Origin of the sequence: Paragemmobacter straminiformis (assembly GCF_014243445.1) — a bacterium.
GTDB classification, from domain to species: Bacteria; Pseudomonadota; Alphaproteobacteria; order Rhodobacterales; family Rhodobacteraceae; genus Paragemmobacter; species Paragemmobacter straminiformis.
Genome location: NZ_JACLQD010000003.1, coordinates 90,664 through 101,532 on the forward strand (window position 1 = coordinate 90,664; position 10,869 = coordinate 101,532).

The 10,869-nt window shown below is 64.0% G+C and carries 13 protein-coding genes; 6 read left to right on the forward strand and 7 right to left on the reverse strand.

The window, feature by feature from the left end; genetic code table 11:
- The first annotated feature begins 34 nt into the window (after positions 1 to 34).
- Both H7F16_RS10980 and H7F16_RS10985 read left to right on the forward strand, forming a co-directional pair.
- Positions 35 to 1,132 carry an alpha/beta hydrolase gene (locus H7F16_RS10980; protein WP_185797651.1) on the forward strand — a complete coding sequence of 366 codons (1,098 nt, stop codon included), beginning with the start codon at positions 35 to 37 and terminating at the stop codon, positions 1,130 to 1,132.
- A gap of 43 nt (positions 1,133 to 1,175) precedes the next feature.
- Positions 1,176 to 2,387 carry an MFS transporter gene (locus H7F16_RS10985; protein ID WP_185797652.1) on the forward strand — a complete coding sequence of 404 codons (1,212 nt, stop codon included), beginning with the start codon at positions 1,176 to 1,178 and terminating at the stop codon, positions 2,385 to 2,387.
- Here H7F16_RS10985 and H7F16_RS10990 read toward each other — a convergent pair.
- From H7F16_RS10990 to H7F16_RS11000, 3 genes are read right to left on the reverse strand one after another with little or no spacing between them, the layout of a single operon-like run.
- Positions 2,369 to 2,959 (reverse strand): Smr/MutS family protein, encoded by a 591-nt coding sequence (locus H7F16_RS10990; protein ID WP_185797653.1) that lies wholly within the window; start codon positions 2,957 to 2,959, stop codon positions 2,369 to 2,371. The two genes, H7F16_RS10985 and H7F16_RS10990, sit on opposite strands and share 19 nt — an antisense overlap.
- Before the next feature lies 1 nt (position 2,960).
- Positions 2,961 to 3,971, reverse strand: coding sequence for a murein transglycosylase A (mltA, locus tag H7F16_RS10995; protein WP_185797654.1), 1,011 nt, complete (start codon positions 3,969 to 3,971; stop codon positions 2,961 to 2,963).
- A complete protein-coding gene (locus H7F16_RS11000) occupies positions 3,971 to 4,627 on the reverse strand; it encodes a Tim44/TimA family putative adaptor protein (protein ID WP_185797655.1) in 657 nt (218 codons plus the stop codon). Before H7F16_RS11000 ends, mltA begins: the two co-directional genes overlap by 1 nt.
- Before the next feature lie 136 nt (positions 4,628 to 4,763).
- On the opposite strand from H7F16_RS11000, the gene H7F16_RS11005 reads away from it, so the two are divergent.
- Positions 4,764 to 5,240, forward strand: coding sequence for an FxsA family protein (locus H7F16_RS11005; protein ID WP_185797656.1), 477 nt, complete (start codon positions 4,764 to 4,766; stop codon positions 5,238 to 5,240).
- Between the two features lie 60 nt (positions 5,241 to 5,300).
- On the forward strand, positions 5,301 to 5,798 hold the full coding sequence (gene secB, locus H7F16_RS11010; RefSeq protein WP_185797657.1) for a protein-export chaperone SecB: 498 nt from the start codon (positions 5,301 to 5,303) through the stop codon (positions 5,796 to 5,798).
- Between the two features lie 46 nt (positions 5,799 to 5,844).
- On the opposite strand, the gene dnaQ is transcribed toward secB, so the two are convergent.
- The 4 genes from dnaQ to H7F16_RS11030 are packed head-to-tail and all read right to left on the reverse strand — an operon-like array spanning position 5,845 to position 8,561.
- Positions 5,845 to 6,543, reverse strand: a complete 699-nt coding sequence (gene dnaQ / locus H7F16_RS11015) for a DNA polymerase III subunit epsilon (RefSeq protein ID WP_185797658.1) — start codon at positions 6,541 to 6,543, stop codon at positions 5,845 to 5,847.
- Positions 6,536 to 7,126: a dephospho-CoA kinase gene (coaE, locus tag H7F16_RS11020; RefSeq protein ID WP_185797659.1), complete on the reverse strand. Its 591-nt coding sequence runs from the start codon at positions 7,124 to 7,126 to the stop codon at positions 6,536 to 6,538. The genes dnaQ and coaE overlap by 8 nt, the downstream gene beginning before the upstream one ends.
- Positions 7,123 to 7,962, reverse strand: a complete 840-nt coding sequence (locus H7F16_RS11025; RefSeq protein WP_185797660.1) for a shikimate dehydrogenase — start codon at positions 7,960 to 7,962, stop codon at positions 7,123 to 7,125. Before H7F16_RS11025 ends, coaE begins: the two co-directional genes overlap by 4 nt.
- A complete protein-coding gene (locus H7F16_RS11030) occupies positions 7,959 to 8,561 on the reverse strand; it encodes a Maf family protein (protein ID WP_185797661.1) in 603 nt (200 codons plus the stop codon). The genes H7F16_RS11025 and H7F16_RS11030 overlap by 4 nt, the downstream gene beginning before the upstream one ends.
- 439 nt (positions 8,562 to 9,000) lie before the next feature.
- Here H7F16_RS11030 and H7F16_RS11035 point away from each other — a divergent pair, with 439 nt between their 5' ends.
- Together H7F16_RS11035 and rho are read left to right on the forward strand one after the other, a co-directional pair.
- Positions 9,001 to 9,453 carry a CopD family protein gene (locus tag H7F16_RS11035; protein WP_185797662.1) on the forward strand — a complete coding sequence of 151 codons (453 nt, stop codon included), beginning with the start codon at positions 9,001 to 9,003 and terminating at the stop codon, positions 9,451 to 9,453.
- Positions 9,454 to 9,587: 134 nt separating this feature from the next.
- Positions 9,588 to 10,865: a transcription termination factor Rho gene (gene rho / locus H7F16_RS11040; protein WP_185797663.1), complete on the forward strand. Its 1,278-nt coding sequence runs from the start codon at positions 9,588 to 9,590 to the stop codon at positions 10,863 to 10,865.
- Positions 10,866 to 10,869: the final 4 nt, after the last annotated feature.

The following is a 10,869-nucleotide window of genomic DNA, read 5'->3' on the forward strand; positions in this document are numbered from 1 at the left end:
TCCGACAGCAGGATTCTTCAAAAGGGCCTTTGCGATGCGCGCCATGCTGCTTGTCTGCCTGATGCTGGTTTCGGCCTGCGCGCCACGGGGAACGATGTATATCGTCTCGCCCGAGCTGGCACAGGGAACGGTGCAGTCGGTTTTCGTCGGCACAACGCGGGCCTTGGGGCCGAATGGCATCTATGGCAGCGGGCGGTCGGAGGTGATGCAGTTCGCGCGCTATGACGTGGCGATCCCGCCGGACCGTGTGGCGGGCGAGATCAAGTATCCCAAGCGCAAGAAGCTTGACGCGCGGACCGATTTTCTGACCACGGCACAGGTGCATTACCCCGCCGACCCCGCCTTTCGCGCCGATCTGGGCAAGGCGCTGCGGGCGAACGGGCGGGAAGCGGTGATCTTCGTTCACGGGTTCAACAACACCTTTACCGAAGGGCTGTATCGCATCGCGCAGCTGCACAACGACCTGAAATTGCCGGGCGTGGCGGTGCATTATTCATGGGCTTCGGCGGCAGAGCCGCTGGGCTATGTCTATGACCGCGACAGCATGCTTTTCGCACGCGACGGTCTGGAAGACCTGATCCGCGAAGTGACGGCGGCGGGCGCCACGCGGGTGACGCTGGTTGCGCATTCGATGGGCGGGTTCCTGACGATGGAGACGCTGCGCGACATCGCGATGCGCGACGGGCGCATCATGCCGCAGATATCGGGCGTGGTGCTGTTTTCGCCCGATATCGACGTGGATGTGTTCCGCATGCAGGCGCATTCGATCGGGCAGTTGCCGCAGCCCTTCCTGATCTTTGGATCGGGGCGTGACCGCGTCTTGCGGTTGTCGGGGCTGATTACGGGGCAAAGCGGGCGGCTCGGGTCGATGACCGATGTGACGCCGCTCTCGGACCTTGAGGTGACCTATTACGACGTGGGCGCCTTTTCGACCGGAGGCGGGCATTTCGTGGCGGGCACCTCTCCGGCGCTGATCGCGCTGATGGGGAATATCGCGCAGGTCGAGCAAGCCTTTGGCGGCGACGTGTCGGGGCGGACGGGCCTGCTGCCCGGGGTCGTGCTGACCGTGCGCAGCGCCACGCGGATCATCCTGCGGCCGGTGGGCGATTTGACGGGGCAGCAGCTGAACTGATTGGGGGTTTCGCTGGCGGGCGAAGGGTGGAATGACTGTGCCCATGTCATTCACGGCCTTTCTGCGGGCGAACGCGCCCTATCTGCTGGCGGGGTTCCTGCTGTCGTTCCTGTCGGGGTTCGGGCAGACCTATTTCATCTCGACCTTTGCGGCGGAGTTGCGCGGCCTGAACGGGCTGAGCCACGGGGAATGGGGGGCGCTTTACGCCTCGTGTACGATGGCATCGGCGGTGGTCATGCTGTGGTCGGGGGCGCTGACCGACAGGTTCCGTGTGCGGCATCTGGGAACGGTGGTTCTGGTCGCGCTGGCGCTGGCCTGTCTGGCGATGGCGCTGGGGCCGAGGGGCTGGGCGCTGCCTGCGGTGATCTTTGCGTTGCGGCTGTTCGGGCAGGGGATGGTGGTGCAGACGGCCGGTGTCGCCATGTCGCGCTGGTATGTGGCGCAGCGCGGGCGGGCGATGGCGGTGGCGGCGCTGGGCTTTTCGGTGGGCGAGGTGGTGATGCCGCTGGGCTTTGTCGGGCTGAAACAGGTGTTGCCGTGGCAAAGCCTGTGGGTGGTGGCGGCAGGGGTGATCGCGCTTTGCCTGCCGGTGATCTGGCGGTTGCTGCGGCTAGAGCGCACGCCGGCGGCGGTTTCGGCGGCGAATGACGTCGCAGGAATGGGCGGGCGGCACTGGACGCGGGGCGAGATGTTGCGCCATCCGCTGTTCTGGTGCGTGCTTCCCGCGCTTGTCGGGCCGCCCTGCTTTATTACGGCATTCTTCTTCCAGCAGGTGCATCTGGCCGAGGTGAAGGGGTGGAGCCATCTGGGACTTGTCGCGACCTTTCCCGCCTATACGGCGGCATCGGTGGTCGCGATGTTCACCGGGGGCTGGGCGGTCGACCGTTGGGGATCGGGGCCGTTGATGCCGCTATATATCCTGCCGCTGGCGGTGTTCTTTGCCGTGTTCCCGATGGTGGACCATTTGCCGATGGTGGCTGCGGCGCTGGCGGTCATGGGGTTGACGGCGGGGTCGCAACTGACGGTTCCGATGGCATTCTGGGCCGAGTTCTACGGCACAAGGCATCTTGGCGCGGTGCGGGCGACGGTGGGGTCGGCGATGGTGTTCGGCACGGCGGCAGGGCCGGCGCTGTCGGGCTATATGATCGACAGGGGTGTGGAATTGCCCGCGCAGATGCCGCTATGGTCGGCGTATTTCGTGGCGGCCTCGGCGCTTGTCGGGCTTGGCGTCTGGCGTCAGCGGCGGCGCAGGTAGACGTAATAGGCGCCCGATCCGCCGTGCTTGAGATGCGCTTCGGCCACTTGCAGCACGGCAGGGCCAAGCGGGGCCATGCGCAGCCATTGCGGCACCTGATGGCGCAAGGCGCCCATGCGCTGCGGGATCGGGCCTGTATCGTCGCGGCGCTTGCCCTTGCCCGTGATCACCAGCACAAGGCGCAGGCCGTCGGACTGGGCGTTCAGGATGAAACGGATCAGTTCGGGATGGGCCTCGGCCAGGGTCATGCCGTGAAGGTCGATGCGCGCTTCGGGGGCGAGTTTGCCGCGTGTCATCTTGCCGAAGGCTTTGGCATCCATCTGCACGGGCGCTTGCGACAGGCTTTCCGCGATGGAGGGTGCAAGATTGTGACCGGTGCGCGGCTTGGCCTTTTCGCCAAGGCGGAAAGGCTCGAACATCGGGGTATGGTGTTTGGGCGGTTCGGGCGCGGGCGGGGCGGGCTGGGTTTCGATGCGCCGCTGCATCGTGGGGGCGTGCATCGGCTTGGCGGTGCGGGCCACGGCGTGCCAGAGGTCTTCCTCGTCCGGGCGGAGGTGGCGGCGGCGGGCCATGTTACAGCCCGTCGATGGCGGCATAGGCGCGGTCGATGGGAAGCAGAACCACCATGCGGCCTGAATCCTTGACGGTGCCTGCCGCATCGCCCGCTGCGGGGCCGGTGCCGAAATAGATGTCCGCGCGCTGCGGACCCTTGATCGCGCCACCCGTGTCCTGTGCGACCATCAGGCTGCGGATCGGGGCGGGGCCGTCCTTTTCGATCCAGACGGGCGCGCCGAGGGGGGTAAAAGCCGGGTCGATGGCCACGCTGCGGAACGGCGTGATCGAGCGGGTCATCGCGCCGATGGGGCCAAGTTCGGGTGCGAGGTCGAGTTTGCGGAAGAACACGTAGGACGGGTTGATCGAAAGAAGATCGCTTGCGCCTGCGCGGACGTAGCGGGCGATTTCCTGTGCCGAAACCTCGTCAGGGCGATGGGTGCCACGGCGGACCATTTCTTGCCCGACCGAGCGGTATTCGAAACCGTTGCGACCCGCATAGCCGACGCGAAGGACCGAACCGTCGGGCATCTTGATGCGACCCGAGCCTTGCACTTGCAGGAAATAGACATCGACCGGATCGTCGAGCCATGCGAGTTCCAGCCCGCGCCCGCGCAGCGCCCCGCCGTCGATGGCGGCGCGGCTCAGGAATTGCTCGCCATCGCGCAATTCGGGGGGGCGGGCGTAAAGCGGGTAGGCAAAGCGCGGGGTGCGGGTGGGAGAGCCGGAAAATTCGGGTTCGTAATAGCCGGTGAACAGCGCGGGCGGATCACCGATCAGGACCGGACGGAAGAAAAGCTCGAAGAACTGGCGCGCGGTCCGGTCGCTGGCGGCGGCATCGGGGGCCAGATTGCACAAGGGGCGCCAATCGGCGCCTTCGATCAGGTCGCAGGTTTGCAGGAAACTTTGCAGCGCCGCGCGGTGGTCATCGGTTTCCCAACCGGCGAGGTCGGAAAAACGCAGCTCTTGGGCCTGTGCGGAAGCCCCGGTCATGGCGACCGCACAAGCAAGGGCTGCGAGGGCGGCACGCATCAGTCCCCGGTTGCGACAAGTTGCCAGTTGGGGTCGTTGGCCCCCATCTTGCGGGCAAAGGTCCAGACGTCGCGCTGACGTTTGATTTCGGTGGGCTTTCCTTCGACGATCTCGCCTGCGGCGTTCTTCACGACGCTGGTGATTTCGCCCACGAAGCGGACCGAGATTTCAGCCTCGCGCGTGGTGGCGTTGAAGGTCGCATCGTGCAGGGCTAGTTCGCGCATTCCGACGAATTTCGACTCGATCGTCAGGCCCTGTTCGCGGCGGGCCTCGATGGCTTCGCCGAAGCTGTGTTCGACATCGGCACCGATAAAGGGGCGGATGCTGTCAAGATCGCCCTTGTCGAAGGCCATCAGGATCATCTCGTAGGCGCTGCGGGCGCCGGACAGGAAGGTGCTGACCGAAAAACCGGGTTCGGCACCCTTCATCGCGGCGAGGGCTGCGGCGGCGGGCGACCCTTCGGTCACGTGGTCGGTGATGTCGCGGTCGGCGCCGCCTTCGATCACCTCGAAGTCGCGACGGGGGCGCGGGGTGACATCGAGCGGAACCGGAGGCTTTTCAAAGCCTTCGCGGGTGCCGAGGACGGCACGCAATTTGATGACGAGAAAAATGGCGATCCCTGCCAGAACGAGTAGCTGGATCAGCGAATTGGTCATTAGGAACCTCGGCGTGCGATGCCCGAAAGGGCAGGGCGTGGGGGTTGGTAAGTTCGGTTTCGACCTCTTATGTAGGGGTGAGGGATGGCTGTGTCTATGGCAGCACCCGCTGAAATGCCCGTGAGGAGCCAAAGGGATGCCCGTTTTCGCGTTGTTTCTGATCTGGCCTTTGGTCGAGATCGCGCTTTTCGTCACGCTGGGGTCGGCGCTTGGCCTGTGGCTGACGCTGCTGGTGGTGCTGGGGACGGGGGCGCTGGGGGTGGCGATCTTGCGCGGGCAGGGTTTGCAATCGGCGGACCGGTTGCGGCAGCGGATGGCGGATTTGCGCAACCCGCTGGCGGTGGCCGGATCGGACGCGCTGCGGATGCTGGCGGGCGTGCTGCTGATCTTGCCGGGGTTCCTGACCGATGCGCTGGGGCTTTTGCTGCTGGTGCCCTTGGTGCGGCTGCTGATCGTGGCCTGGCTTGCGCGGCGGTTTTCGGTGGCGTCGATGCAGTCGGACCAACCGGCACGCCGCAGCGACGGGATCGTGATCGACGGGGAATTCACCGAAATCGACAGCGGACGCGCGGACGGAGGGCCAAGGCCCCCATCGGGGTGGACGCGGCATTGAGAAGGCCGGGGCGGTCTGATAGGAAGCGGCGAACCGGTTTTGTCGACAGGGAGTGAAGCGATGGCCGAGGAAAACAACGGCGCGAACGGCGCCGCCGAACAGGCCCCCGCGCCGCAAGTGAAGATGCAGGTTCTTGCACAATTCGTGCGGGATATGTCCTTCGAGAACATGGTGGCGCGCAAGGGCATCACCAGCGGCGACGTGCAGCCGGATATTCAGGTGGGTGTCAGCCTTGATGCGCGCAAGCGCGGGGTGGACCACCAGTATGATGTCATCTCGAAATACAAGGTGACGTCGAAGAACAAGACCAATGGCGAGGCGCTGTTCATCCTCGAGGTCGAATACGGCGGGATCTTCCATATCGAGGGCGTGCCGGACGAGCAGCTGCATCCCTTTCTGCTGATCGAATGCCCGCGTTTGCTGTTTCCCTTTGTCCGCCGGATCATTTCGGATGTGACGCGGGACGGTGGCTTCCCGCCGCTGAACATCGACACGGTCGATTTTCTGGCCCTTTACCGTCAGGAAATCCAGCGCCGGGTCCAGACGCCCGCAAACTGAGGCGCGGACCGAAGCGACAGGGGGGCGGGGAAATCCCCGACCTTTTTCATTGCCGTTTCAGCCAGATCGCGGCGTCGCCCAGTTTTGCGACAAAGGCGGCATGGGCTGCGGATTCGTCAGCGGTCAGGCGCGGGGGCAAGGGTTCTGGGCGCGGACGGGGGCGCCAGTCGGCCTGTATTTGCGCGGCGGACCCGGGGGTCATGTCGACGCTGGCGGCAAGACCGAAATCGGGTTGGCGGCCGCCGACGAGTTCAAGATAGACCTCGGCCAGAATTTCGGAATCGAGCAATGCCCCGTGCTTTTCGCGCGACGAGTTGTCGACCCCGAAGCGGCGGCAGAGCGCGTCGAGCGAGGCGGGCGAGCCCGGAAACTTTGTGCGGGCGATCATCAGCGTATCAATGGCGCGGTCGTAGGGAAGGGTCGGATAACCCGCCCGTTCCAGTTCGGCATTCAGAAACTTCATGTCGAAGGCTGCGTTGTGGATCACCAGTTTCGCATCGCCGATGAAGTCGAGGAAGGCTTGGGCGATGGCCTTGAAAACCGGTTTGTCGCGCAGGAAGTCGTCGCCCAGACCATGCACCTCGAATGCAGCGGTGGGCATGAGGCGTTCGGGGTTGATGTATTGGTGATAGGTGCGGCCGGTGGGCAGGTGGTTGAACAGCTCTACCGCGCCGATTTCGACGATGCGATCGCCCTGCGAGGGCTCGAACCCTGTGGTTTCGGTGTCGAGGACGATTTCACGCATGGGGCACCCGCCGGATGTAATCGATCAGGGCATGCACGAAGGCGCGCGTGCTGTCGAGGGTGAGGGTTTCGACGATATGGGTCGCACGGGCGCGCTTTTCGACATCGGGCATCTGGCGGGCATGGATCAGGTCGAATTGGGCGGCGGTCATGCCGGGACGCGCAAGGACACGGGCGCGTTGCAAGGCCGGCGGGGCGGTGACGAGGAGCGTGGCGTCGAATTCACCCTCGGACCTATTTTCGAAGAGAAGCGGGATGTCGAGAACGACGATGTCGGCCGTGGTTGACGCAAGGAACGCCGCGCGGTCGGCCGCGACGAGCGGGTGGACGATGGCCTCGATACGGCCAAGGGCCGAGGGGTCGGCGGCGATGAGCGATTTCAGGGCGGCGCGGTCGATGCCTTGGGCCGTGACTGCGGCCGGGTGCAAAGCGGCGAGAGGTGCCACGGCAGCCCCGCCGGTGGCGTAAAGGCGGTGGACGGCTGCGTCGGCATCCCAGACGGGAATGCCCGCGTCGCGGAAGAATTGGGCCGTGGTGGATTTTCCCATGCCGATCGACCCTGTCAGGCCAAGGCGGAAGGTCATGCCGAAAGCACCGCGGCGCGTGTCGCCTCGTCCACCTCGGGGCGGTGGCCGAACCAGCGTTCGAAGCCGGGGGCGGCCTGATGCAACAACATGCCAAGACCGTCGACGATGGTGGCGCCGCGGGCCTCGGCCTCGATCAGGAACTGGGTTTTGAGCGGGGTGTAGACGAGATCTGTCACCAGCGTTCCGGCGGCGAGCGTGCCGAGGGGAAGGACAAGATCGGGTTTGCCGGTCATGCCGAGGGCGGTGGTGTTGACCACGGTGGCCGCGCCGTCGATCATGTCTTCGGCCTGCACCCATTCATGCACGCGGACCTTGGCCCCGAAATCGCTGCGCAGCGCATCGGCGCGGGCGCGGGTGCGGTTGGCGAGGCGGATTTCGGGCACGCCCACCTCGATCAGGGCGGCGATCACGGCGCGGGCGGCACCGCCGGCACCGAAAACGGCGGCGGGGCCGGATGCGGGTTGCCACTGCGGGGCATGCTGGCGCAGGTTGGCGATAAAGCCGGAACCGTCGGTGTTGTCGGCCTGTATTTTCCCGTCCTTGCGGAAAATCAACGTGTTGGCGGCACCGATCAGGGCGGCGCGGTCGGTGATGACATCGGCGATTTGGAGGACCGCTTCCTTGTGCGGGATCGTCACGTTGCATCCGACAAAGCCCATGCGGGGCATCATGCGCAGGGCTTCGGCCAGATCGGACTGGGCGATATCGAGAGGAATGTAATGACCCTTGATGCCGTAGCGTTTCAGCCAATAGCCATGCAGCGCCGGAGAGCGGCTGTGGGCGATGGGCGAGCCTATGACGCCCGCAAGGGGAATGCGCGGATGGTTGGTCATGCGGCGATGAAACCCCGTTGGGACAGATAGTTCAAGAGCGGCAGAAGCGGCAGGCCGAGAACGGTGAAGTAGTCGCCCTGGATTGCGGTGAAGAGGCGGACGCCTTCCTCTTCGAGTTTGTAGCTGCCGACGGCGTGGCGGATGCTGTCCCAGTGGCGGGCGACATAGTCGGACAGATAGGCGTCGGAGGCGTTGCGCATGGTCAGGCGCACTTCGCCCACATGGCGCCAGACGGGTTCGCCACGGTCATACAGCACGGCGGCGGAGAGAAGTTTGTGGGTCTGGCCGCGAAAGGACTGAAGCTGCGACAGCGCCTCGGCCGGGGTTTCGGGCTTGGACCAAATGGCATGGCGGAATTCCAGCACCTGATCGCAGCCGAGGACGAGGGCCTCGGGGTGCTTTTCGGACAGTTTGCGGGCCTTCATCTCGGCCAGGGCATCGGCGATGTCGCGGGGGGTGGCAGCTTCGGATTGCAGGCTGGCACGGATTGCCGCTTCGTCGATGCGGGCCGGCAGGGCCTGCACGGTCAGGCCCGAGTTGCGCAGAAGCGTGGCGCGGATTTCGGATGCCGAGGCAAGAAGAAGGGGGCGGTCGGTCATGTGCGTCGTTTGCGAAGCCTTGGGGCGGGTCTGTGGATAGTCCGGTTTTGTTCTTGCGAGGGGAGCGGGGGCGAAACCGGCGCTTTTGCCGAGGAGGGGCCGCAGGGGCCGGTTTGTCAAGGGACGGGTCCGGCTTGTCCACCTGTTGACGGGCGTTCCGGCCGGCTGGGGATGGTGCGTTGCGGCGCTGTCTGGGGAAGGATTGGATGTGGATGGAACTGGCTTGCCTACATGTCATTAACACATTGTTTAATAATGGTTTTATGTATCTAGATCAGGATCGCATCCGGCACGGGGGCGCTGTTTTCCACAGGGTTCAGGCTGTGGATTAAGGACGGGAGAAACAGGCGCATCCCGTTGTCCACAGGGCCTACATCCTCTATCAAGTAAGAATCTTCTTTCTTTTAGAAGAAGAGGTAGCAGGGAGCGTTTGGAGCCGATGGTGGGCGATTTTCTGGCCGAGTGGTATGTCTGGACCAAGGCGCTTCATGTGATTTCGGTGATCGCCTGGATGGCGGGCCTGTTCTATCTGCCGCGGCTTTTCGTGTACCATGTCGAGGTCGTCGAGGCGGGAAGCCCGACGGATGCGATGTTCCAGACGATGGAGCGGCGCTTGCTGCGGGCGATCATGAATCCGGCGATGATGGGGGTTTGGATCTTCGGCCTGGCGCTTGTCTTCACGCCCGGCATCGTGAGCTGGGACGAGGTTTGGCCCTGGACCAAGGCGGCATCGGTTTTGGGGATGACGTGGTTTCACCATTGGCTTGGCCTGCGGCGCAAGGATTTCATCGCGGGGACCAACAGGGTATCGGGACGGCATTACCGGATGATGAACGAGGTTCCGACGCTTTTGATGGTGGTGATCGTCGTTTCGGTCATCGTGAAGTTCTGAGGGCCGAAACCCGCGCCGGATTGACTTTGCGGGGTCGGTTGCGTATGTGCGGCTTTGCTGGGCCGTCCGGTCCGATGCTTTTCCCTTTCCCATTCTGCCTGCCAGCCCCATTCGGGCGGCTATAGGACTTGCGTATGACCGAGACCGTCGAACGTCTGAATCTGTCTGATCTGAAAGCCAAAACTCCGGCGGACCTGCTGGCGATGGCCGAGGAATGGGAGATCGAGAACGCCCCTTCGATGCGCAAGGGCGAGATGATGTTCCAGATCTTGAAGGAACATGCCGAGGACGGGTTCGAAATCGGCGGGGATGGCGTTCTGGAAGTGTTGCAGGACGGGTTCGGGTTTCTGCGCTCGCCCGAGGCGAACTATCTGCCGGGTCCGGATGACATTTACGTCAGCCCCGAGATGATCCGCCAGTTTTCGCTGCGGACGGGGGACACGATCGAAGGGGTCATTCAGGCGCCGCGCGAGACCGAACGGTATTTCAGCCTTGTGAAGGCGACGAAGATCAATTTCGACGATCCGGAACGGGCGCGGCACAAGGTGCATTTCGACAACCTGACGCCGCTTTACCCCGATGAGCGGTTGAAGATGGAAATCGAAGACCCGACGATCCGGGACCGGTCGGCGCGGATCATCGACCTTGTTTGCCCCATCGGGAAGGGTCAGCGCGCGCTGATCGTGGCACCGCCGCGGACCGGTAAGACGGTTCTGTTGCAGAACATCGCGCATTCGGTGGCGACCAATCACCCCGAATGCTACCTGATCGTGCTGCTGATCGACGAACGCCCCGAGGAAGTGACCGACATGCAGCGCTCGGTTCGCGGCGAGGTTGTTTCGTCGACCTTTGACGAACCGGCGACGCGGCACGTTGCAGTTGCCGAGATGGTGATCGAAAAGGCGAAGCGTCTGGTCGAGCACAAGCGGGATGTCGTGATCCTGCTCGATTCGATCACGCGTCTGGGTCGGGCGTTCAACACTGTGGTGCCGTCGTCGGGCAAGGTTCTGACCGGTGGTGTCGATGCGAACGCCTTGCAGCGGCCGAAGCGGTTTTTCGGGGCGGCGCGGAATATCGAAGAGGGCGGGTCGCTGACCATCATCGCCACGGCGTTGATCGATACCGGCAGCCGGATGGACGAGGTGATCTTTGAAGAATTCAAGGGCACCGGCAACAGCGAGATCGTGCTGGACCGCAAGGTTGCGGACAAGCGTGTGTTCCCTGCGATTGACATCCTTAAATCCGGCACGCGGAAAGAGGACCTGCTGGTCGACAAGGTCGATCTGCAAAAGACCTATGTGCTGCGGCGTATTCTGAACCCGATGGGCACGACGGATGCGATTGAATTCCTGATTGGCAAGCTGAAGCAGACCAAGACCAACGGCGAATTCTTCGAATCTATGAATAGCTGATCCT

What these genes read in the sequence shown, in the direction of transcription:
- H7F16_RS10980 (WP_185797651.1), top strand. Translation starts at nt 35, where the DNA reads ATGCGCGCCATGCTGCTTGTCTGCCTGATGCTGGTTTCGGCCTGCGCG.
- H7F16_RS10985 (WP_185797652.1), top strand. Translation starts at nt 1,176, where the DNA reads ATGTCATTCACGGCCTTTCTGCGGGCGAACGCGCCCTATCTGCTGGCG.
- H7F16_RS10990 (WP_185797653.1), bottom strand. Translation starts at nt 2,959, where the DNA reads ATGGCCCGCCGCCGCCACCTCCGCCCGGACGAGGAAGACCTCTGGCAC.
- mltA (WP_185797654.1), bottom strand. Translation starts at nt 3,971, where the DNA reads ATGCGTGCCGCCCTCGCAGCCCTTGCTTGTGCGGTCGCCATGACCGGG.
- H7F16_RS11000 (WP_185797655.1), bottom strand. Translation starts at nt 4,627, where the DNA reads ATGACCAATTCGCTGATCCAGCTACTCGTTCTGGCAGGGATCGCCATT.
- H7F16_RS11005 (WP_185797656.1), top strand. Translation starts at nt 4,764, where the DNA reads ATGCCCGTTTTCGCGTTGTTTCTGATCTGGCCTTTGGTCGAGATCGCG.
- secB (WP_185797657.1), top strand. Translation starts at nt 5,301, where the DNA reads ATGGCCGAGGAAAACAACGGCGCGAACGGCGCCGCCGAACAGGCCCCC.
- dnaQ (WP_185797658.1), bottom strand. Translation starts at nt 6,543, where the DNA reads ATGCGTGAAATCGTCCTCGACACCGAAACCACAGGGTTCGAGCCCTCG.
- coaE (WP_185797659.1), bottom strand. Translation starts at nt 7,126, where the DNA reads ATGACCTTCCGCCTTGGCCTGACAGGGTCGATCGGCATGGGAAAATCC.
- H7F16_RS11025 (WP_185797660.1), bottom strand. Translation starts at nt 7,962, where the DNA reads ATGACCAACCATCCGCGCATTCCCCTTGCGGGCGTCATAGGCTCGCCC.
- H7F16_RS11030 (WP_185797661.1), bottom strand. Translation starts at nt 8,561, where the DNA reads ATGACCGACCGCCCCCTTCTTCTTGCCTCGGCATCCGAAATCCGCGCC.
- H7F16_RS11035 (WP_185797662.1), top strand. Translation starts at nt 9,001, where the DNA reads ATGGTGGGCGATTTTCTGGCCGAGTGGTATGTCTGGACCAAGGCGCTT.
- rho (WP_185797663.1), top strand. Translation starts at nt 9,588, where the DNA reads ATGACCGAGACCGTCGAACGTCTGAATCTGTCTGATCTGAAAGCCAAA.